At 65.3% G+C, this 19,675-nt stretch carries 19 protein-coding genes; 7 read left to right on the top strand and 12 right to left on the bottom strand.

The window, feature by feature from the left end; genetic code table 11:
• Positions 1 to 34: 34 nt before the first annotated feature.
• The 4 genes from QX039_RS31540 to coxB form a co-directional block, all read right to left on the bottom strand.
• Positions 35 to 211 carry a CoxF protein gene (locus QX039_RS31540; protein ID WP_315735877.1) on the bottom strand — a complete coding sequence of 59 codons (177 nt, stop codon included), beginning with the start codon at positions 209 to 211 and terminating at the stop codon, positions 35 to 37.
• A 20-nt stretch (positions 212 to 231) separates the two neighbouring features.
• The gene (locus tag QX039_RS31535) at positions 232 to 1,170 is read right to left on the bottom strand and encodes a heme o synthase (protein ID WP_315735875.1); all 939 of its coding nucleotides are present in this window, start codon (positions 1,168 to 1,170) and stop codon (positions 232 to 234) included.
• Between the two features lie 158 nt (positions 1,171 to 1,328).
• Entirely contained in the window at positions 1,329 to 2,942 is a 1,614-nt protein-coding gene (ctaD, locus tag QX039_RS31530; RefSeq protein WP_315735873.1) for a cytochrome c oxidase subunit I, read from the bottom strand.
• 69 nt (positions 2,943 to 3,011) lie between these two features.
• Complete coding sequence (gene coxB, locus QX039_RS31525; protein WP_315735871.1) at positions 3,012 to 3,848, bottom strand: cytochrome c oxidase subunit II; 837 nt, start codon at positions 3,846 to 3,848, stop codon at positions 3,012 to 3,014.
• 480 nt (positions 3,849 to 4,328) lie between these two features.
• Between coxB and QX039_RS31520 the strand changes: the two genes are divergently transcribed.
• Entirely contained in the window at positions 4,329 to 4,958 is a 630-nt protein-coding gene (locus tag QX039_RS31520; RefSeq protein WP_315735869.1) for an invasion associated locus B family protein, read from the top strand.
• An 86-nt stretch (positions 4,959 to 5,044) separates the two neighbouring features.
• Here QX039_RS31520 and QX039_RS31515 read toward each other — a convergent pair whose 3' ends face one another.
• Entirely contained in the window at positions 5,045 to 5,545 is a 501-nt protein-coding gene (locus tag QX039_RS31515) for a GNAT family N-acetyltransferase (RefSeq protein WP_315735867.1), read from the bottom strand.
• 84 nt (positions 5,546 to 5,629) lie between these two features.
• On the opposite strand from QX039_RS31515, the gene tldD reads away from it, so the two are divergent.
• The 4 genes from tldD to QX039_RS31495 all read left to right on the top strand — a co-directional run bounded on the left by tldD (position 5,630) and on the right by QX039_RS31495 (position 8,840).
• Positions 5,630 to 7,054 carry a metalloprotease TldD gene (gene tldD, locus QX039_RS31510; RefSeq protein WP_315773978.1) on the top strand — a complete coding sequence of 475 codons (1,425 nt, stop codon included), beginning with the start codon at positions 5,630 to 5,632 and terminating at the stop codon, positions 7,052 to 7,054.
• Positions 7,051 to 7,842 (top strand): signal peptidase I, encoded by a 792-nt coding sequence (gene lepB / locus QX039_RS31505; RefSeq protein WP_315735863.1) that lies wholly within the window; start codon positions 7,051 to 7,053, stop codon positions 7,840 to 7,842. The genes tldD and lepB overlap by 4 nt, the downstream gene beginning before the upstream one ends.
• 13 nt (positions 7,843 to 7,855) lie before the next feature.
• Positions 7,856 to 8,194 carry an MmcQ/YjbR family DNA-binding protein gene (locus QX039_RS31500; RefSeq protein ID WP_315735861.1) on the top strand — a complete coding sequence of 113 codons (339 nt, stop codon included), beginning with the start codon at positions 7,856 to 7,858 and terminating at the stop codon, positions 8,192 to 8,194.
• 76 nt (positions 8,195 to 8,270) lie between these two features.
• Positions 8,271 to 8,840, top strand: a complete 570-nt coding sequence (locus QX039_RS31495; protein WP_315735859.1) for a nucleotidyltransferase family protein — start codon at positions 8,271 to 8,273, stop codon at positions 8,838 to 8,840.
• Positions 8,841 to 8,936: 96 nt separating this feature from the next.
• On the opposite strand, the gene QX039_RS31490 is transcribed toward QX039_RS31495, so the two are convergent.
• From QX039_RS31490 to QX039_RS31480, 3 genes are all read right to left on the bottom strand, one after another.
• Positions 8,937 to 9,599 (bottom strand): PAN domain-containing protein, encoded by a 663-nt coding sequence (locus tag QX039_RS31490; RefSeq protein WP_315737005.1) that lies wholly within the window; start codon positions 9,597 to 9,599, stop codon positions 8,937 to 8,939.
• A 250-nt stretch (positions 9,600 to 9,849) separates the two neighbouring features.
• The gene (locus QX039_RS31485; protein ID WP_315735857.1) at positions 9,850 to 11,220 is read right to left on the bottom strand and encodes a glutamate--cysteine ligase; all 1,371 of its coding nucleotides are present in this window, start codon (positions 11,218 to 11,220) and stop codon (positions 9,850 to 9,852) included.
• A gap of 96 nt (positions 11,221 to 11,316) precedes the next feature.
• A complete protein-coding gene (locus QX039_RS31480) occupies positions 11,317 to 11,805 on the bottom strand; it encodes a helix-turn-helix domain-containing protein (protein ID WP_315735855.1) in 489 nt (162 codons plus the stop codon).
• Positions 11,806 to 11,953: 148 nt separating this feature from the next.
• Here QX039_RS31480 and gstA point away from each other — a divergent pair, with 148 nt between their 5' ends.
• A complete protein-coding gene (gene gstA, locus QX039_RS31475) occupies positions 11,954 to 12,568 on the top strand; it encodes a glutathione transferase GstA (RefSeq protein ID WP_315735852.1) in 615 nt (204 codons plus the stop codon).
• 327 nt (positions 12,569 to 12,895) lie between these two features.
• Here gstA and QX039_RS31470 read toward each other — a convergent pair whose 3' ends face one another.
• From QX039_RS31470 to QX039_RS31455, 4 genes are all read right to left on the bottom strand, one after another.
• Positions 12,896 to 15,109, bottom strand: coding sequence for a 3-hydroxyacyl-CoA dehydrogenase NAD-binding domain-containing protein (locus tag QX039_RS31470; protein WP_315735850.1), 2,214 nt, complete (start codon positions 15,107 to 15,109; stop codon positions 12,896 to 12,898).
• A 153-nt stretch (positions 15,110 to 15,262) separates the two neighbouring features.
• Entirely contained in the window at positions 15,263 to 16,471 is a 1,209-nt protein-coding gene (locus tag QX039_RS31465; protein ID WP_315735847.1) for an acetyl-CoA C-acetyltransferase, read from the bottom strand.
• An 87-nt stretch (positions 16,472 to 16,558) separates the two neighbouring features.
• A complete protein-coding gene (locus tag QX039_RS31460) occupies positions 16,559 to 18,349 on the bottom strand; it encodes an acyl-CoA dehydrogenase C-terminal domain-containing protein (RefSeq protein WP_315735845.1) in 1,791 nt (596 codons plus the stop codon).
• Positions 18,350 to 18,477: 128 nt separating this feature from the next.
• A complete protein-coding gene (locus tag QX039_RS31455) occupies positions 18,478 to 18,876 on the bottom strand; it encodes a nuclear transport factor 2 family protein (protein ID WP_315735843.1) in 399 nt (132 codons plus the stop codon).
• A 137-nt stretch (positions 18,877 to 19,013) separates the two neighbouring features.
• Here QX039_RS31455 and QX039_RS31450 point away from each other — a divergent pair, with 137 nt between their 5' ends.
• A complete protein-coding gene (locus QX039_RS31450; RefSeq protein WP_315757610.1) occupies positions 19,014 to 19,601 on the top strand; it encodes a PadR family transcriptional regulator in 588 nt (195 codons plus the stop codon).
• The last annotated feature ends 74 nt before the right edge of the window (positions 19,602 to 19,675 follow it).

Here is a 19,675-nt window from a genome sequence, read left to right as displayed (position 1 = left end):
TGCGGTCTGCTTCGCCCTGTCCTGCATCGCGTCTCTACATCGGCCGATTCAGCACCGCGGGACCCTTCACCATGGTCACCGCGAAGAACAGCACCACCAGCACGCCGAGCGCGAGCGCAATCGCGATCGAGCGGCGACGGCGGCTGCGCAGCTGCGCCTCGGTGAGGACGATGCCCTCTTGCTCGTTCGGATCTGCCATCGTGATCGCCATGTTTTCCAGTCTCGCGCCTCTTACCAGATCAGCGGCGCGATCATGCGCGCGACCGCTTCGAGCCCGAGCGTCGCGAACAGCGCGAACAGATACAGGATCGAAAAGGCGAACAGCCTGCGGTTGGCGCGCAGCGAGGCGATGCGCTCGCGCTTGCGGAACACCCCGATCGCCAGCCACAGCATGCCGGCGCCGAGCGCGAGCGAGACCACGCCGTAGACGGCATCGAAATAGCCGAGCGGCCAGGGCGCCAGCGCGACCGCCACCAGCACGATCGTGTAGAGCAGGATCTGCAGCCGGGTCGCATCGGGGCCGGCGACCACCGGCAGCATCGGCACGCCGGCGCGGGCGTAATCGTCGCTGCGGAACAGCGCCAGCGCCCAGAAATGCGGCGGGGTCCAGAAGAAGATGATCAGGAACAGCCAGAGCGGCTCCGGCGCGATCGATCCGGTGGCCGAAACCCAGGCGACCACCGGCGGCAGGGCGCCGGCGGCGCCGCCAATGACGATGTTCTGCGCGGTCCAGCGCTTCAGCCACAGCGTGTAGATCACGACGTAGAAGAAGATGGTGAAGGCGAGCAGCGCGCCGGCGAACCAGTTGACGAGGATGCCCAGCGTCAGCACCGAGAAGAACGACAGCGTGATGCCGAAGGCGAGGGCCTCCTGGCGGGTGACGCGGCCGCGCGGGATCGGGCGGTTGGCGGTGCGCGACATCAGCGAGTCGATGTCGCCTTCCAGCGCCATGTTCAGCGCCCCGGAGGCCCCGGCCCCGACCGCGATGCACAGCAGCGAGGTGATGGCGAGCACCGGGTGGAAATGGCCCGGGGCGATCAGCAGGCCGATCAACGCCGTGAAGATCACGAGCGACATCACCCGCGGCTTCAGGAGCGCGAGATAATCGCCGACATCGGCCTCGGAAATCCGCGGGCCGACGGCAATGGCGTTCTGATCGATGACCGACACGACGAATCCAGACTTCAATTCACAGGCTTCAATTCAAACGGCTCTGACGCAGGGCGCGCCAGAACCTCGATTCAAGACTCCATCCGGCAAACCATCGGGCGCACCACCGGCGGATATCGACGCGGCGCCGGATGGGCGCCGCGTCGGAGAGATCGGACTCACTGCACCTTCGGCAGCACCTCGAACTGGTGGAACGGCGGCGGCGAGGACAGGGTCCATTCCAAGGTCGTCGCGCCCGGTCCCCACGGATTGTTCGCCGCCTGCTGCTTGCGCATGAAGGCGTCGACGACCCCGTAGATGAAGATCAGCACGCCGAAGGCCGAGATGTAGGAGCCGATCGACGACACCAGATTCCAGCCGGCATAGGCATCGGGATAGTCGATGTAGCGGCGCGGCATGCCCGACAGGCCGAGGAAGTGCTGCGGGAAGAACACCAGGTTGACGCCGACGAAGGTGACCCAGAAGTGCGCCTTCGCGATCGTCTCGTTGTACATGTAGCCGAACATCTTCGGGAACCAGTAGTACCAGCCCGCGAAGATGGCGAACACGGCGCCGAGCGACAGCACGTAGTGGAAGTGCGCGACGACGTAATAGGTGTCCTGCAGCACGCGGTCGACGCCGGCATTCGCCAGCACGACGCCGGTGACGCCGCCGACCGTGAACAGGAAGATGAAGCCCACCGCCCACAGCATCGGCGCGCGGAATTCGATCGAGCCGCCCCACATCGTGGCGATCCAGGAGAAGATCTTCACGCCGGTGGGCACCGCGATCACCATGGTGGCGGCGACGAAATAGGCCTGCGTCGCCGAGGACATGCCGACCGTGTACATGTGGTGCGCCCACACCACGAAGCCGATGCCGCCGATCGCGACCATGGCGTAGGCCATGCCGAGATAGCCGAACACGGGCTTGCGCGAGAAGGTCGACACGATCTGACTGATCATGCCGAAGCCGGGCAGGATCAGGATGTACACTTCCGGATGGCCGAAGAACCAGAACAGATGCTGGAACAGCAGCGGGTCGCCGCCGCCGGCCGGATCGAAGAAGGTGGTGCCGAAATTGCGGTCGGTCAGCATCATGGTGATGGCGCCGGCGAGCACCGGCAGCGACAGCAGCAACAGGAACACCGTCACCAGGATCGACCACACGAACAGCGGCATCTTGTGCAGGGTCATGCCCGGCGCACGCATGTTGAAGATCGTGGTGATGAAGTTGATCGAGCCGAGGATCGACGACGCACCGGCGAGATGCAGCGACAGGATCGCGAAATCCACCGCCGGTCCCGGATGACCCGAGGTCGACAGCGGCACATACATCGTCCAGCCGGCGCCGACGCCGTTGGCGCCGGGCTCGCCCTCGACGAAGGTCGAGGTCAGCAGCAGCGCGAACGAGGCCGGCAGCAGCCAGAACGAGATGTTGTTCATGCGCGGGAACGCCATGTCCGGCGCACCGATCATCAGCGGCACCATCCAGTTGCCGAAGCCGCCGATCATCGCCGGCATGACCATGAAGAAGATCATGATCAGGCCGTGCGAGGTCACGAACACGTTGTAGGTGTGGTTCTCGTGAAAGAACTGCACGCCCGGATACATCAGCTCGATGCGGATCGCGACCGACATGACGAGGCCGATGATGCCGGCGCACACCGCGAAGATCAGATACATCGTGCCGATGTCTTTGTGGTTGGTCGAATAGATCCAGCGGCGCCATCCGGTCGGATGGTCGTGCGCGTGATCGTCATGGCCGGTCAGGGTCGTCGCGTTCGTCGCCATTGTCCAATCCTCAGTGTCCCCGTAGGCCGCGCGAGGCGGCCCTCAATCCTAAGCGCTCGTCCCCGCGCGCTACTGCGATATGCCCGCAGCCGACGCGTAGGTGCTCGCGGGCGCGCTGGCGTACTTCTTCTTGGCGTCCTCGACCCAGGCGGTGAATTCCTGGTCGCTCACGACGCGCACCGCGATCGGCATGTAGGCGTGGTCCTTGCCGCACAGCTCGGAGCACTGGCCGTAATACATGCCGACCTTGGTCGCCTTGAACCAGGTCTCGTTGAGGCGGCCGGGAATGGCGTCGATCTTGATGCCGAAGGACGGCACGGCGAAGGAGTGGATGACGTCGGCGCCGGTGGTCTGGACGCGAATCACCTTGTTGACCGGCACGACCATCTCATTGTCGACCGCCAGCAGGCGCGGCTTCTTGTCCTGCACCATCAGCGAGTCGAACTCGAACTTGCCGTTGTCGGGATAGGCGTAGCTCCAGTACCACTGCTTGCCGGTCGCCTTGATCGTGAGGTCGGCCTTCGGCACGTCGAGCTCGAGGAACAGCAGGCGGAACGACGGCACCGCAATGGTGACGAGGATCAGCACCGGGATCAGCGTCCACGCCACTTCGAGCAGCGTGTTGTGCGTGGTCCGCGACGGCACCGGATTGGCGCGCGCGTTGAACTTGACCACCACGGCGATCAGCAGCGCCAGCACGAACAGCGTGATGATGGTGATGATCGTCAGCAGCAGGCCGTGGAACCAGGTGATGTTCTCCATCACCGGCGTCGCAGCCTCCTGCAGCTTGACTTCCCATGGCGCCGGCTGCCCCGTTTCAGCAAACGCCGCTCCACCCGACACGAGCGTCATGCCCGTTACAGCCAACCCCAGCAAGGCGCTCAATTGGCCTTTCGACATCTTCATGCCGTCGCGCTCCCTTCAGAACTTTCCCCCTCAGCGCACCGCCCGCTTCACGCGGCGGCGCGCCGTTCGATCCGCTCTCCTGACAAATGGCCTTCGGGCGGATGCATAGAAAAGCACCTGGGCCAGTTCACTGGAATGACGAAATCTTTCTTCTCAAACCATAATTCTTGATCTATCGCAATGCAGTCTTGCGCCGGATATCGCGCGCCGCGCTGTTCGTCGCGACAAGCGTATTTTCCGGGAGATTGCCGCACGCCGTGATTTCGCGGGCAACGGGCGCTTGACAGGCGTGCGGCGCGATGTAGGCAAACGGGACACGGCCGTTTGCGAGGCTGATTCGGCGAGGCGCAGCGGCAGCGCCCACCGGGGTGCGGCCATATTTGGTATCGTTTCGTGCCGTACGCCGGTGACGCTGTCCTCAAGACGCCATCATTGCCGTATCATGGCGTCGGACGCGCAGATCACCCACAGGAAATTGTCATGGCACCGACCCGGATCAGGGTTTCAACGGACAGGACAGCTGACATGCCGACCCCAGCTGCGAATGACTCGCGCCGTTTGTACCGATTCAGCGCGGTGCGTGCGCGACTCACGCATGTCGCCGCAATGACCTCCGCCGCAGCAACGGCGATCGCGCTGATGGCCGCGACGGTGGTCGGCGTGCCGCACGCGGCGTTGGCACAGGGCGCGGTGCGCTCGGTGCATGGCGACTGGCAGATCCGCTGCGACACGCCGCCGGGCGCGCAGAGCGAGCAGTGCGCGCTGATCCAGAGCGTCGTGGCCGAGGACCGCTCCAATGCCGGCCTCACCGTGATCATGCTGAAGACCGCCGACCAGAAGAGCCGGCTGATGCGGGTGGTGGCGCCGCTCGGCGTGCTGCTGCCCTCCGGCCTCGGCCTGAAGCTCGACAACCAGGACGTCGGCCGCGCCGGCTTCGTGCGCTGCCTGCCCAATGGCTGCGTCGCCGAGGTGGTGCTGGAGGACAAGCTGCTCGGCCAGCTCAAGACGGCCAAGACCGCGACCTTCATCATCTTCGAGACGCCGGAGGAAGGGATCGGCTTCCCGCTGAGCCTCAACGGACTGGCCGAAGGCTTCGACAAGCTGCCCTGACGTTGGCCACGATTGACAGGCCCCTCCCGCGCACGATGCCGTGATCGAGCCGTGAGTTCGCGCGTCTGAATGCGCGCGCCGCGGCCTCAGCGCGGGCCGTCGAGCGCCAGCGCCATCACCAGCAGGGTCTTGTCGAACCCGTCATCGCCAGGCTCCCGCGGCTGCACCGCCTTGAGCAGGAATCCGGCCTTCTGGTACAGCCGGATAGCGTTGGTGTTGCTGCGGTAGACCGTGAGCTCGACACGCGAGAAGCCGGCCGCCCGCGCGGCCTCGAGCGCCGCCGCCATCAGTCGCCTGCCGAGGCCCTGGTGCCGGAACTGCGGCATTAGGCCCATGCCGAGCACCCCGATCCGGGCATCGATTGGCCCCGATTTGGGCGTCACATCGCACCAGCCGACCACCTCCCCGGCCGAGAGAGCGACGAATTGCGGATATCCCTCGTGGATGTTGTTCAGAATGAAGGCGCGCGTGGACTCCAGCGGCGGCGCCTGCACGAACGACAAATAGCGCCGCTCGCGCGCGACATGATCGAGCGTGCGGTGGAAGCTCTCGATGTGAGCGGACGTGATGGGAACGATCTCAACCATGTCAGTTCGGTAATCATCCAGCCCCTCGCGCCCCGGCGTCAAAACAACTATCTTGGAATGAACGCTCCGACAACGGATTGAAACATGACTGCTCCCACCACTTCCCTGCTCGAGCGCGCCAATCTGGATCGCGATGCGGTCCGGAGCGAGGTCGCGCGCGGCCTGGCCGGTGCCGATGACGGCGAATTGTTCTTCGAATACAGCCAGACCGAGGCGCTGACCTTCGACAATGGCCGGCTGAAGCAGGCGACCTACGACACCAGTCAGGGCTTCGGCCTGCGCGCGGTGAAGGACGACGCGGTCGGCTATGCCCATTCCTCCGACGTGTCGCTGCCGGCTCTGATGCGCGCCGCCGATGCGGTGAGCGCGGTCAGGGGCGGCTATTCCGGCACGTTCGCGAGCGCACCGCCGCACACCAACGTCCGGCTCTATGGCGACGACAATCCGCTGGACGCCCCGGGCTTCGAAACCAAGGTCAAGCTGCTCGGCGAGATCGACGCGTATCTGCGCGACAAGGATCCGCGCGTGCGCCAGGTGACGGTGAGCCTGGGCGCGACCTGGCAGGTCGTGGAGATCCTGCGGCCCGACGGCGAGAGCTATCGCGACATCCGCCCGCTGGTGCGCGTGAACATCTCCGTCGTCGCCGGCCAGGGTGATCGCCAGGAGAGCGGCGGCAAGGGCTATGGCGGCCGCGAGGCCTATGCGCGCTTCATCGAGACCAAGGCGTGGCGCGAGGCCGCCGACGGCGCGCTGCGCGAGGCGCTGGTCAACCTGGAGTCTGTCCCCGCCCCCGCCGGCGAGATGGACGTCGTGTTAGGGGCCGGCTGGCCCGGCGTGATGCTGCACGAGGCCGTCGGCCACGGCCTCGAGGGCGACTTCAACCGCAAGAAGACCTCGGCCTTTGCCGGACTGCTGGGCAAGCCGGTCGCCGCCAAGGGCGTCACCGTGGTCGACGACGGCACCATGGCCTCGCGCCGCGGCTCGCTGTCGATCGACGACGAGGGCACGCCGACCAGCCGTACCTTGCTGATCGAGGACGGCATTCTCGTCGGCTACATGCAGGACCGCCAGAACGCGCGGCTGATGAACATGGCGCCGACCGGCAACGGCCGCCGCCAGGGCTACGCACATGTGCCGATGCCGCGCATGACCAACACCTACATGCTGGCCGGCGAGCACGACCCGGCCGAAATCATCGCATCCGTCAAGAACGGCATCTATGCCGTCAATTTCGGCGGCGGCCAGGTCGACATCACCTCGGGCAAATACGTCTTCCAGTGCACCGAGGCCTACAGGATCGAGAACGGCAAGGTCGGTGCGCCGGTGAAGGGCGCGATGCTGATCGGCAACGGCCCGACGGATTTGAACCGCATCAGCATGATCGGCAACGATCTGTCGCTCGATACCGGCATCGGCACCTGCGGCAAGAACAGCCAGGGCGTGCCGGTCGGCGTCGGTCAGCCGACGCTTCGCATGGATCGCATCACCGTTGGAGGCACGGGCCGATGAGCCTCGACAAGATGTCCACGAGCAAGATCGGAACCAAGGCCGTGCGTAAGGAAACCACTTGGGGCGGTCAGCTTGCGCAACTCGCCGCCGTGGTGATGGTGGTGTTCGTCGCCAAGGGCGCGATCGCCGAGCCGTTCTACGTGCCGTCCGGCTCGATGGAGCCGACCCTGATGATCGGCGACGCCCTGCTGGCGTCGAAATTCCCCTATGGCTACGGCACCTCGTCGCTGCCGATGCAGATCACGCTGCCGGAGACGGGACGCCTGTTCGGCGAGACGCCGAAGCGCGGCGACGTCGTCGTGTTCCGCTGGCCGGGCGACAACTCGCAGGCCTGGGTCAAGCGCGTCGTCGGCCTGCCCGGCGACCGCATCCAGATGCGCCAGGGCCAGCTCTACATCAACGGCCAGGCAGCCGCGCTGAAGCCGGACGGCATCGGCGATGCCGAGGACGACACCGGCCGCAACGAGCCGGCCTATCGTTACGTCGAGACGCTGCCGAACGGCGTGTCGCATTTGATCTTCAAGATGCGCGACAACGGCCGGCTCGACAACACCCCGGAGGTGACCGTTCCGCCCGGCAAGCTGTTCGTGCTCGGCGATAACCGCGACAACTCCGCCGACAGCCGCGTTGCCTTGCGCGACGGCGGCGTTGGCCTGCTGCCGATCGACAACCTCGTGGGCCGCGCCGATGCGGTGGTCGGCTCCTGGGACCTCGGCTTCAAGAACCAGCCGGTCTGGGCCTGGCTGTCGGGCTTCCGGCTGGATCGCTTCTTCACCGCGGTGCGCTGAGCGGACCGCGGCCGTGACCTTCGACGATGTCAGGGCGCTTGCGCTGACATGGCCGGAGGTCGAGGACGGCACGTCCTACGGGACGCCCGCGCTGAAGGTGCGCAAGAAGATGCTGGCGCGGCTGAAGGAGGACGGGGACAGCCTCGTCCTTCCGGGCGTGCCGCCGGACGAACGCGCGATGCTGGTCGAGACGCGCCCAAGGCTGTTCTATTTCACCGATCACTACCGCGACTATCCGATCGTGTTGCTGCGCCTGTCGAAGGCGAAGCGCGCCGACGCAGAGCCGCTGTTGCGCCGGCAGTGGCGGGCCCTGGCGTCAAGGAGAGCCGTAGCCGTGTTCGATCGCGGCTGAAACGGGCTGCACGCCGTTCTCCATCTCGTGTATTGAACGTGCCGACGGCACCCATGTTCTGATGCCTTCGACCATCATGACCAAAGACGATTTCATCGCAGCCGCGCTGCGCAACCCCGTCAACACCGCGATCATGCGCGTGCTGCGTGAAACGGCCGTGCCCGATGCCTGGGTCGTCGCCGGCTGCCTGACTCAGAGCGTCTGGAACGTGCGGACCGGCCGTCCGATCGATCACGGCATCAACGACTACGACATCTTCTATTTCGATCCGGATACGTCGTGGGATGCTGAGGACGCCGTCATCCGGCGCATCACATCCTGCCTCCATGACATCGAAGCCAAGGTGGAGGTGCGCAACCAGGCCCGCGTCCATCTCTGGTATCCCGCCAAGCACGGTCGTCCCTACTCCGCCGTGTCGCGATCAACCGATGGAATCGACCGGTTTCTCACCGTCAACACGCAGGTCGGGCTCCGCCCCGTCGCCGATGGATATGAGCTCTATGCGCCCAAGGGCCTCGGTGACATCGCGCAGATGATCGTGCGGCCGAACCACACGGCCAATTTCTCGGCGACGAACTACATCGCCAAGGCGGAACGTTGGAAGGCACTGTGGCCTGAGATCACCGTGATCGTCGCGGAAGACTAACATTGTTGGACCAACACGTGAAACGACAGGGACGCAGGCATCTTCGTTTGCCGTCCCATAGCCGGCCCGCAAAATAGCGGCCCTCGTCGCCCCGCGCTATCGCACCACGCCTGACGTGAACCCCGCGCGGCGCCGCGGCGGCTTGATCTCCTTCTTCAGGAAGCAATGCGCCTCCTTGCCGGCATAGCCGGGCCGCGAGAAGGTCCAGGCCCGGCATTTGTTGTCGCCGGTGCAGGCGGCCTTGCAGATCTCCTCGGCGTCGGCGGCCTTCTCTTCCTTCTTGTCCGCCGCCTTGTCACCGCTGCTCTTGTCGCCCTTGTCGGCGGCCTTCTCGGCCTTGTCGCCGCCCTTCAGATCGGTGGTCTTGATGTCGAAGCTGCGGTAGTCGCCGCCGGGACGGTCGATCGACGTCTCGACCGCATCGTTGCGGATCTCGACGACGCCCGCGCCACGCACGCCGGAAACGCAGCAATTGTCCGGCACGCGCGCCGGCACGCTGTTCTTGAGCCAGCACACCGCACCCGCTTCCATCACGGTCGGATAGTTGAAGCTCCAGGCGCGGCACCGCCGGTCGTGCTCGCACAGCAGCGCGCAATCGGCCGGGTCGCCGGAGGTGATCGGCGCGCTCATGTAGTCGCCGCCGGGACGATCGGAATAGGTCTGGGCTGAAGCCGGCGTCAGGCACGCAGCCGCGAACAGGCACGCCAGTGCCCTCAGCCATGCCCCGATGAAGCGCCCCACGCGCCGCCGCTGAACCATCCGACCCATTGTTAATGTTCGAGTTTTCTTGCGAGTTTTTAGGCAGTCATTTGATCGCCACGAACCTGTATGGCGGATGAACGGCTCGGACCGGTGGGAGCAGCGGAAGGCAACGCAGCGGCGCCCAGGCGCTGAATCGAACCTGGGACACAAATCGCAACAAAAAACAGCGGACCCAAGCCGCCAGCCGCCTCAACGTGGAGCAGGCGGCGCAGCGAACCTGCGACGGTCGCAGGCTCAGCCGTTCCGATCAGAACGCATATTCGTCGTAGGCCGGCTCGACCGAGCCGCCCCACGGGCCGTCGAACTTCTCCAGCATCTCCTCGGCAGGCGAGCGGCCGCAATCGATGATCTGATCGAGCGGCTCGAGATAACGGCTCTCGTCGCGGCCGAGATGGTCGATGCGACCGCGCCGGCGCAGGCCGAGATGCGCCAGGGTCAGGCATTCCTTGGCGATCTCGAACACGTAGCGATTGCGGATACGCGCCTTGAAGCCGAGGCGCGGCACGTCGTCGCGCAGGTTCTGGCGCTCGAACGCGGTCCAGGTCTTGACCAGGTCCCAGGCCGCGTCGAGGCTGACGTCATCGTAGAGCAGGCCGACCCAGAACGCCGGCAGCGCCGGCAGCCGGCCCCACGGCACACCGTCGGCACCGCGCATTTCCAGATAGCGCTTCAGGCGCACCTCCGGGAAGATCGTCGAGAGGTGATTGGCCCAATCCGACAGCGTCGGACGCTCGCCCGGCATCGCCGGGTTCTTGCCTTCGAAGAAGTCGCGGAACGAGGTGCCGGAGACGTCGATATAGGCCTCCTCGCGTTTCACGAAATACATGGGAACATCGAGCGCGTAGTCGACCCAGCGCTCGAAGCCCATGCCATCCTCGAACGCCCACGGGATCATGCCCGAGCGCTGATTGTCAGTGTCGCGCCAGATCTCGGAGCGGAACGACAGGAAGCCGTTCGGCTTGCCTTCGGTGAATGGCGAATTGGCGAACAGCGCGGTCGCGATCGGCTGCAGCGCCACCGAGACCCTGAGCTTCTTGACCATGTCGGCTTCGGAGGAGAAGTCGAGATTGGTCTGCACGGTGCAGGTCCGGTACATCATGTCGAGGCCGTAACGGCCGACCTTCGGCATGTAGCTGGTCATGATCTTGTAGCGGCCCTTGGGCATCACCGGAATTTCGGCGCGCGACCAGGACGGCGTCATGCCCAAGCCGAGAAAGCCGATGCCGAGCGGAGTTGCGATCTCGCGTACCTGCGCCAGATGCGCCATCAGTTCCGCATGCGTCTGGTGCACGGTCTCGACCGGCGCGCCCGACAGCTCGAACTGGCCGCCCGGCTCCAGCGAGATGGCGCCGCCACCGGTGACATCATAGAGCCCGATGATGTTGCCGCGCTCCATGATCGGCTCCCAGCCGAGCAGGAGCTTCATGCCTTCGAGCAGCGCGCCGATGCCGCGCGCACCCTCGTAAGGGACCGGGCGGTGACCGTCGAGCGTGAACGGCGTCTTCTCGTGCTCGGTCCCGATGCGGAAGGCGGACGGCGGCTTCACGCCGGCCGCGAGCCACGCCACCAGTTCGTCGCGCGACTGCAGCGGGGTCATATCGATCTGGTCACGCGCCATGGGAGTCTCGGTTCAGAAGCGCTTCGAGGGTCGCGCGTGGTGACAGGAAGGGCCGCGGACCCCAGGGGGCCGCGGATGTGAATGGGAACGGATGCTTCATCGGGTCGCCGCGCCCTCTCCAGCCGCCAACGGAGCGGCCTGACCACAGGAGCAGCCAAGCCGATCCAGCAGCATGCAAAGCTTGGCGGCGTCGGTATCCGACAGCTTGGAGCCGACATGCTTCTCGATCGCGGCGGAATAGGCCGACCACATCCGCTTCTGCAGTTCGCGTCCGGCCTCGGTGATCTCGACGAACTGGCCGCGCTTGTCCATCTTGCATTCGCGCCGGACGACCAGACCTTCTTCGACCAGCCGGTCGATCAGCCGGGAAGTGGAATATTGCGGGATCAGCATCTGCCGCTCGAGCTCGACCGGGCGCAGCTCGCCCGCGGGGGCCCGGGACAGCTCCAGCAGCGCATCATACCAGGCGAGCGGCGGAAAACCGGCCTTCTTCAGCTCCTGCTCGACGCAGTCCAGCACCCGGCTCTGGACCCGCATCAGGCGGATCCAGGCGGCGGTCGCCTCGGTCGATGGTTTGCGTTTCATGGGCCGGCTCGTATCCTTCAGGTCCTCGTTCTAGCGCATTCGATGCACCTGCATCAATCTTGACTATTCCATGCAAGTGCATGTAAGGGCGGGTGTGACGCCGCGATCGGTTCCAACCACGACGATGGTCTCACGGAGGGAATACCCAATGAAGCTTTATTATTCACCCGGCGCCTGCTCGCTCTCGCCCCACATCGCCCTGCTCGAGGCCGGCCTGCCCTACGATCTCGTCAAGGTCGATCTGCGCGCCAAGACCCTGGAAAATGGCGACGATTACCTCAAGGTCAATCCGAAGGGCCAGGTGCCGGCGCTCGGGTTGCCGAGCGGCGAGATCGTGACCGAAGGCCCGGTCATCGTCCAGATGATCGCCGACCGGGCGGCGACCAAGAACCTCGCCCCGGCGCGCGACAGCGGCGAGCGCTACAAGCTCTTGGAGTGGCTGAACTTCATCACCTCGGAGCTGCACAAGAATTTCAGCCCGATGTTCTCGCCGGTGCTCGCCGACGACGCCAAGGCGTTCTTCAAGGACCGCGTGATGGGCAAGTTCAAATATATCGACGGCCAGCTTGCCGGCCACGACTATCTGATGGGCCAGCAGTTCACGGTCGCCGACGGCTATCTGTTCACCATCCTGACCTGGGCGGACCGGATGAAGTTCGACCTGTCGGCGATGCCGAATCTGGTGGCCTACAAGAACCGCGTCGCCGCGCGGCCGAAGGTGCAGGAGGCGCTGACGAAGGAAGGGCTGATGAAGGCGGGGTGAGGGTTTGCTTCTTACGAAGCGATTGCGACGCCACGAAGCCGGTGAGCTCCCCTCCCCCTTGCGGGGAGGGGTCGGGGGTGGGGGTCCACACGATGACTCCCGCTGAGTCCACCGACCTGCGTGCTCCATCGCGACCGCGAGAACGCAGGACGGACGCTATCCCCTCTGCAGACTACGCTCGTGATAAAAAGGCCGGCGCAGCGAGGGATGTCTCCAGGACTGTGAGACCTTTTCCTGAGACCCCCACCCCCGACCCCTCCCCGCAAGGGGGAGGGGAGCGCACCGTCGATGCGGTGCTATCGAGACTCATCAGGCAGCCCGCAATCGTCAAGCCGCCGCCTTCTTCGGCGGAAAGCGGCCGTAGAAGGTTTCGCCCTTGGCGGCCATCTCTTCCAGCAGCTTCGGCGGGGCGAAGCGCGAGCCGTACTTCTCTGTGAACTTGTGGCACAGCTCGACGAACTTCTTCGTGCCCATGAAGTCGATGTAGGACAGCGTGCCGCCGGTGAACGGCGCGAAGCCGAAACCGAGGATCGAGCCGACATCGGCCTCGCGCACGTCGGTGATGACGTGGTCCTCGACGGTGCGCGCAGCCTCCACCGCCTGCACCACCAGGAAGCGCTGCTTCAGCTCCTCGACGTCGAGCGTGTCGGGATCGAGATGCTTGGGCTGGAGCTTGGCGAGATCCGGCCACAGGCTCTTCTGACCCTTGCCCTTCTCGGGATAGTCGTAAAAGCCCTTGGCGTTCTTGCGGCCGAAGCGACCCTGCTTCTCGACCAGCTCGACCATCAGCTTCTTGTGGTCCTGGTTGATCGCGTTGGGCCCGAGATCGTGCTCGGTCGCCTTCATGATCTTGAGGCCGAGATCGAGCGCGACCTCGTCCGACAGCGACAGCGGGCCAACCGGCATGCCGGCCATCTTGGCCGCGTTCTCGATCATCGCCGGCGGCACGCCTTCGAGGAACATCTCGTTGCCCTCGGCGATGTAGCGCATCACGCAGCGGTTGGCGAAGAAGCCGCGGGAGTCGTTGACCACGATGGGCGTCTTGCCGATGGTGCGGACATAGTCGAGCGCGGTCGCCAGCGCGACGTCGCCGGTGGCCTTGCCCATGATGATCTCGACCAGCATCATCTTCTCGACCGGCGAGAAGAAGTGGATGCCGATGAAGCGGCCCTGGTCCTTGAACTCCTCGGCCAGCGAGGTGATCGGCAAGGTCGAGGTGTTGGAGGCGAAGATCGCGCCGTCCTTCAGATGCTGCTGCGCCTTGGCGTAGGTCTCGGCCTTGACCTTGCGGTCCTCGAACACGGCCTCGATGACCAGGTCGCAATCCTTCAGCGCGGCGTAGTCGGCGGTCGCGGTGATGCGGCCCATGATCGCCTCCGCCTCGCCCGGCTTGGCGCGGCCCTTCTTGACCAGACCATCGACCACGCTCTGGGCATGCGCCTTGCCCTTGTCGGCGCTCTCCTGGTCGCGGTCGATCAGCACGACCTCGAGGCCACCGCGCGCCGAGACGTAGCCGACGGATGCGCCCATGAAGCCGGCGCCGATCACGGCGATCTTCTTCAGCTTGCTTGGCGGCACGTCGGCCGGACGACGCGCGCCCTTGTTCAACTCCTGCATCGACAGGAACAGGCTGCGGATCATCGCTGCGGCTTCCTTGGAGCGCAGGATGTGGGCGAAGTAGCGCGACTCGACGCGCAGCGCGGCGTCGATCGGCAACTGCAGGCCCTCATAGACGCAGCTCATGATCGCGCGCGCGGCCGGATAGTTGTCGTAGGTCTCGCGGCGGTAGATGGCGTTGCCGGCCGGGAACATCATCATGCCGTTCTTCGAGAACACCGGGCCGCCCGGCAGCTTGAAGCCCTTCTCGTCCCACGGCTGAACGGCCTTGCCGCCGCCCTTGATCCAGTCCTTGGCGGCCTTGATGAGGTCAGCCGCCGGAACGATGGCGTCGACCAGCTTCAAGGCCTTGGCCTTGTCGAGCGTCAGCGCCTCGCCCTTCAACAGCAGGTTCATCGCGTCCTGCGGCTGCACGATGCGCGGCACGCGCTGGGTGCCGCCGGCGCCGGGGAACAGGCCGACCTTGATCTCGGGCAGGCCGAGACGGGTCTTCGGGTTCTCGGCCGCGACGCGGTGATGGCAGGCCAAGGTCAGCTCGAAGCCGCCGCCGAGCGCGAGGCCGTTGATCGCGGCGACCCACGGTTTGCCCGACGTTTCCATAGCCCGGTAGATCTGCGAGAAGCGCCGGCTGTTGTCGAACAGCATCTGGTTGGCGGCTTCCTCGCCCTTGCCCTTCAGCACCTCGGCATAGGAGCGGTTCATGCCCTCGAGCATGGACAGGTCGGCGCCGGCGCAGAACGCCTCCTTGGCCGAGGTGATGACGACGCCCTTGATGGCGGCGTCAGCAGTGGTCTCCTTGACGATGGTCTCGAGTTCGATCGCCGAGGTCTCGTCCAGCACGTTCATCGAACGTCCCGGGATGTCCCAGGTGATCAGCGCAATGCCGTCGGCATCGGTTTCGAGCTTGAAGTTCTTGAAGGCCATGTGGTGCTCCCTCGTGCCTGCAGCCGGTCGGCGCGGCAAAAAATCCTGCGATCGTAGGGTGGGCAAAGGCGCCCTTGCGCCGTGCCCACCGACGGTGTCGATGAAGACGATGGTGGGCACGCTTCGCTTTGCCCACCCTACGTTAGGGGTTCGTCACACCCGCTCGATGATGGTCGCGGTGCCCATGCCGCCGCCGATGCACAGCGTGACCAGCGCGGTGGCCTTACCGGTGCGCTCGAGCTCGTCGAGCACGGTGCCCAGGATCATCGCGCCGGTGGCGCCGAGCGGATGGCCGAGCGCGATCGCGCCGCCATTGACGTTGATCCTGTCCTTGTCGATCTCGAACGCCTGCATGTAGCGCAGCACGACCGAGGCGAACGCCTCGTTGAGCTCGAACAGGTCGATGTCCGAGGTCTTCATGCCGGAGCGCTCGAACAGCTTCTCGGTGACGTCGACCGGGCCGGTCAGCATCATCGCCGGCTCGGATCCAATATTGGCGAAGGCGCGGATTTTCGCGCGCGGCTTCATGCCATACTTCGCCCCGGCCTCCTTGGTGCCGAGCAGCACCGCGCCGGCGCCGTCGACGATGCCCGAGGAGTTGCCGGCGTGATGCACGTAGTTGACGCGCTCGATCTCCGGATGCGACTGGATCGCCACCGCATCGAAGCCGCCCATCTGCGCCATGGCCGCGAATGACGGCTGCAGCTGCGCCAGCGACTGCATCGTCGTCGACGGTCGCATGTGCTCGTCCTTGGCGAGGATGGTCAGGCCGTTGATGTCCTTGACCGGAACGACAGACTTGTCGAAGCGGCCTTCCTCCCAGGACTTCGCCGCGCGCTGCTGGCTCTGCACCGCGTAGGCGTCGACGTCGTCGCGCGAGAAGCCGTACTTCGTCGCGATCAGATCGGCGGAGACACCCTGCGGCATGAAGTAGGCCGGCACCGCCATCGACGGGTCCATCGGCCAGGCGCCGCCGGAGGCGCCGATGCCGACGCGGCTCATCGACTCCGCGCCGCCGCCGATGACCAGCTCATGCTGGCCGCTCATGATCTGCGCGGCGGCGAAATTCACGGCGTCGAGGCCGGAGGCGCAGAAGCGGCTGATCTGAATGCCCGGGACGGCGTCGCCGAGACCCGCATTCAGCGCGGCGAAACGCGCGATGTCCGAGCCGGCCTCGCCGACCGGATCGACCACGCCGAGCACGACGTCATCGACCGCGTCCTCGGGAATGTTGTTGCGGTCCTTGAGCGCCTTCAAAGGCACCGTGGCGAGCGCGAGCGCGGTCACCTCATGCAGGCTGCCATCGGATTTGCCGCGGCCGCGGGGGGTACGCACGTGGTCGTAGATAAAGGCCTCAGGCATCACGCCCTCCTCATCTGATCGGATTCGTTGTCGTTGGTGTTCGACGGTAGCCGGCGCGCGAGCGGCGCACCGGCTACCGCCGCAGCATCAGAAGGCTTCCGCCGGCAGCTCCATCACGGTCGCGCAGCCGGTCTGCAGGCGCGCGAGATGGGCCGCCGTCTCGGGCAGCACGCGCTCCATGAAGAAGCGGCCCGTGACCAGCTTCGTGGTCAGATAGGTCGAGCTGTCGCCGGCCGCAATCTTGTCCTGCGCGACCTTGGCCATCTTCGCCCACATGTAGCCGAAGGTGACCAGCGCGAAGAGATGCATGTAGTCCGTCGCGGCGGCGCCGGCATTGTCCGGCTTGGTCATCGCGTTCTGCATCAGCCAGGTCGTGGCCTGCTGCAGATGGCCGAGCGCGGTCGACAACGGAGCGACGAACGGCTTCATCGCATCATTGCCGCCCTGCTCCTTGGCGAAGGAGCCGACCTCGGCGAAGAACGCCATCACGGCGCGGCCGCCGTCGCGCGGCAGCTTGCGGCCGACGAGGTCGAGCGCCTGGATGCCGTTGGCGCCCTCGTAGATCATCGCGATGCGGGCATCGCGCACGAACTGCTCCATGCCGTGCTCGGCGATGTAGCCGTGGCCGCCATACATCTGCTGCGCCTGCACCGCGTTGGCGAAGCCCATGTCGGTCATGTAGCCCTTCATGACCGGGGTCATCAGGCCCATGTGGTCGTCGGCGGCCTGGCGGTCCTTCGGGTCCTGCGAGCGGTGCGCGACGTCGCTCTTCAGCGAGGTCCAGACGACCATGGCGCGCGCGGCCTCGTTGAAGGCGCGGATCGACAGCAGGGTGCGGCGCACGTCGGGATGCACGATGATCGGATCGGCCGCCTTGTCGGGCGCCTTGGGCCCAGTCAGCGAGCGGCCCTGGATGCGCTCGCGCGCATAGGCGACCGCGTTCTGATAGGCGACCTCGGACTGCGCGAGCCCCTGCACGGCGACGCCGAGCCGGGCCTCGTTCATCATCACGAACATGCCCTGCATGCCCTTGTTCTCTTCGCCGATCAGCCAGCCGGTGGCGTTGTCGTAGTTCATCACACAGGTCGAGTTCCCATGGATGCCCATCTTGTGCTCGATCGAGCCGCAGGTGACGCCGTTGCGCGCGCCCACCGTGCCGTCCGGATTGACCATGAATTTCGGCACCACGAACAGCGACACGCCCTTGATGCCGGCCGGTGCACCTTCGATGCGGGCAAGCACGAGGTGGATGATGTTGTCCGCGAGGTCATGCTCGCCGGCCGAGATGAAGATCTTGGTGCCGGAAATCTTGAAGCTGCCGTCGGGCTGACGCACCGCCTTGGTGCGCAAGAGACCGAGATCGGTGCCGCAATGCGGCTCGGTGAGGTTCATGGTGCCGGTCCACTCGCCGGCCACCATCTTCGGCACGTAGGTCTTCTTCTGCTCCTCGTTGCCATGCACGATCAGCGCGGCGGTGGCGCCCATGGTGAGGCCGCCATACATCGAGAACGCCATGTTGGCAGAGCACTGGAATTCGTTGACGGTCTGGCTCAAGGTCACCGGCAGGCCCTGCCCGCCATATTCGGTCGGCGCCGACAGGCCGAGCCAGCCGCCCTCGACGATCTGCTTGTAGGCCTCCTTGAAGCCCTTCGGCGTGGTCACGCTGCCGTCGTCATGGCGCTTGCAGCCTTCGAGATCGCCCACGCGATTCAGGGGGTGCAGCACCTCTTCGGCGAGCTTGGCGGCCTCGCCGAGGATCGCCTCGCGGACATCGGCCGAGGCATCGGAGAAGCCCGGCAGATTGTCGTAGCGGTCGATCTGGAACACGTCGTTGAGCAGGAAGGTGACATCTTCCACGGGGGCTTTGTAGATCGGCATCGGCGTCTCCGGCAGGAAGGCTGAAGTTTCAGACTGAAATTGTGAGGACGCGGCAGGCAATGCTGGCCGCGGACTGTAGCGACTTCTAAGAGCTTGCGGCAGCCATTCGTTTGCGGCTGTCGGTCACATCACGACGGCTTGCTCATCGCGGCCAGCTGTTCGCCCATAAGGCGGTGCAGCAAATTGATCGCCTTGAGCGGGCGCACCATCACCTTGAAGTGAGTAATCCGACCGGCGTCATCGAAAGTGATGATGTCGACGCCATTGAGCTTGATGCCTTCGATCTCGTTCTCGAATTCGAGCACGGCGCCCGTGGCGTTACGCCACTCCCCGACATACTTGAATCCGGGACCGCCTAAGACTTTCTCAGCACTCGCGAGATATTTGAAGGTGATGTCGCGGCCGCGTTGCGGCGTGTGCACGACGGGACTTTCGAACACGGCGTCGGGATGCAGCAGCTCCCGCAAAGCGCCGAGATCGTGAGACCTCATATAGCCGTACCATCCATCGAGGCCGGTCATTGTCATTGGGCGTCTCCTCAGGGCGGAACAGGCCAGCACCACAACCACCCCATATGCACATTGACGCATATGCGCCAATGTGCATAATGTCAAGCGTGGAGCGGGGCAGAACACGATCAGAAAAACGGGAGCAGTTTCCGGCCATGGCCCTCGGCGACGCCATCCTCGCCTGCCTCACCGAACATCCGATGACGGGCTACGAGCTCGCCAAGACGTTCGATTCCTCGATCGGCTTCTTCTGGAAGACGGACCACCAGCAGATCTACCGCGAGCTGTCGCGGCTGCGCGACCGCGGCTACATCCAGGGTCGCGAGGTGGTGCAGACCGGCAAGCCCAACAAGCTGGTCTACACATTGACCGCGGAGGGCCGCGCGGCGTTTCGCAGCTGGGCGGCGCGGCCGAGCACGCCGGCCTCGACGAAGGACGATCTTCTCGTCCGGCTCTATGCACTGGGCGCCGCCGACATCGGGCCGATCCGGGCCGACCTGATGGCGCGGCTCGAGCATCATCGCGACCGCGCCGAGCGCTACGATCGCATCCTCAAGAAGCATTATGCGGACGGCAACGTGGCCCCGGCCGATATGGGCAAGCTCCTCAACCTGCGTCTCGGCCTGCGCCACGAACGCATGGTGGCCGAATGGTGCGAGGAAGCGATCACCGCGCTCTCGACGATATCCGGCGCCAGCAGCGCACGATCGCTCGATCCATCATCGCGTGAAAATGCCGGCTGATACCCGCCGTTCGATAGGGCAAAACTTCTGACCGCGCCGGCGGTAAACTTAACGCGTTATTTACCGTAAAAGTC

Source organism: Bradyrhizobium sp. SZCCHNR1043 (assembly GCF_032489675.1).
Lineage (GTDB): Bacteria > Pseudomonadota > Alphaproteobacteria > Rhizobiales > Xanthobacteraceae > Bradyrhizobium.
The sequence above is the reverse complement of the archived record's forward strand: the minus strand, read 5'-3'. Positions and strand labels throughout refer to the sequence as shown.

Bases quoted from the DNA above. Each gene is read 5' to 3' on its own strand.
- QX039_RS31540 (WP_315735877.1), bottom strand. From the start codon at position 211: ATGGCGATCACGATGGCAGATCCGAACGAGCAAGAGGGCATCGTCCTC.
- ctaD (WP_315735873.1), bottom strand. From the start codon at position 2,942: ATGGCGACGAACGCGACGACCCTGACCGGCCATGACGATCACGCGCAC.
- coxB (WP_315735871.1), bottom strand. From the start codon at position 3,848: ATGAAGATGTCGAAAGGCCAATTGAGCGCCTTGCTGGGGTTGGCTGTA.
- QX039_RS31520 (WP_315735869.1), top strand. From the start codon at position 4,329: ATGGCACCGACCCGGATCAGGGTTTCAACGGACAGGACAGCTGACATG.
- QX039_RS31515 (WP_315735867.1), bottom strand. From the start codon at position 5,545: ATGGTTGAGATCGTTCCCATCACGTCCGCTCACATCGAGAGCTTCCAC.
- tldD (WP_315773978.1), top strand. From the start codon at position 5,630: ATGACTGCTCCCACCACTTCCCTGCTCGAGCGCGCCAATCTGGATCGC.
- lepB (WP_315735863.1), top strand. From the start codon at position 7,051: ATGAGCCTCGACAAGATGTCCACGAGCAAGATCGGAACCAAGGCCGTG.
- QX039_RS31495 (WP_315735859.1), top strand. From the start codon at position 8,271: ATGACCAAAGACGATTTCATCGCAGCCGCGCTGCGCAACCCCGTCAAC.
- QX039_RS31490 (WP_315737005.1), bottom strand. From the start codon at position 9,599: ATGGTTCAGCGGCGGCGCGTGGGGCGCTTCATCGGGGCATGGCTGAGG.
- QX039_RS31485 (WP_315735857.1), bottom strand. From the start codon at position 11,220: ATGGCGCGTGACCAGATCGATATGACCCCGCTGCAGTCGCGCGACGAA.
- QX039_RS31480 (WP_315735855.1), bottom strand. From the start codon at position 11,805: ATGAAACGCAAACCATCGACCGAGGCGACCGCCGCCTGGATCCGCCTG.
- gstA (WP_315735852.1), top strand. From the start codon at position 11,954: ATGAAGCTTTATTATTCACCCGGCGCCTGCTCGCTCTCGCCCCACATC.
- QX039_RS31470 (WP_315735850.1), bottom strand. From the start codon at position 15,109: ATGGCCTTCAAGAACTTCAAGCTCGAAACCGATGCCGACGGCATTGCG.
- QX039_RS31465 (WP_315735847.1), bottom strand. From the start codon at position 16,471: ATGCCTGAGGCCTTTATCTACGACCACGTGCGTACCCCCCGCGGCCGC.
- QX039_RS31460 (WP_315735845.1), bottom strand. From the start codon at position 18,349: ATGCCGATCTACAAAGCCCCCGTGGAAGATGTCACCTTCCTGCTCAAC.
- QX039_RS31455 (WP_315735843.1), bottom strand. From the start codon at position 18,876: ATGACAATGACCGGCCTCGATGGATGGTACGGCTATATGAGGTCTCAC.
- QX039_RS31450 (WP_315757610.1), top strand. From the start codon at position 19,014: ATGGCCCTCGGCGACGCCATCCTCGCCTGCCTCACCGAACATCCGATG.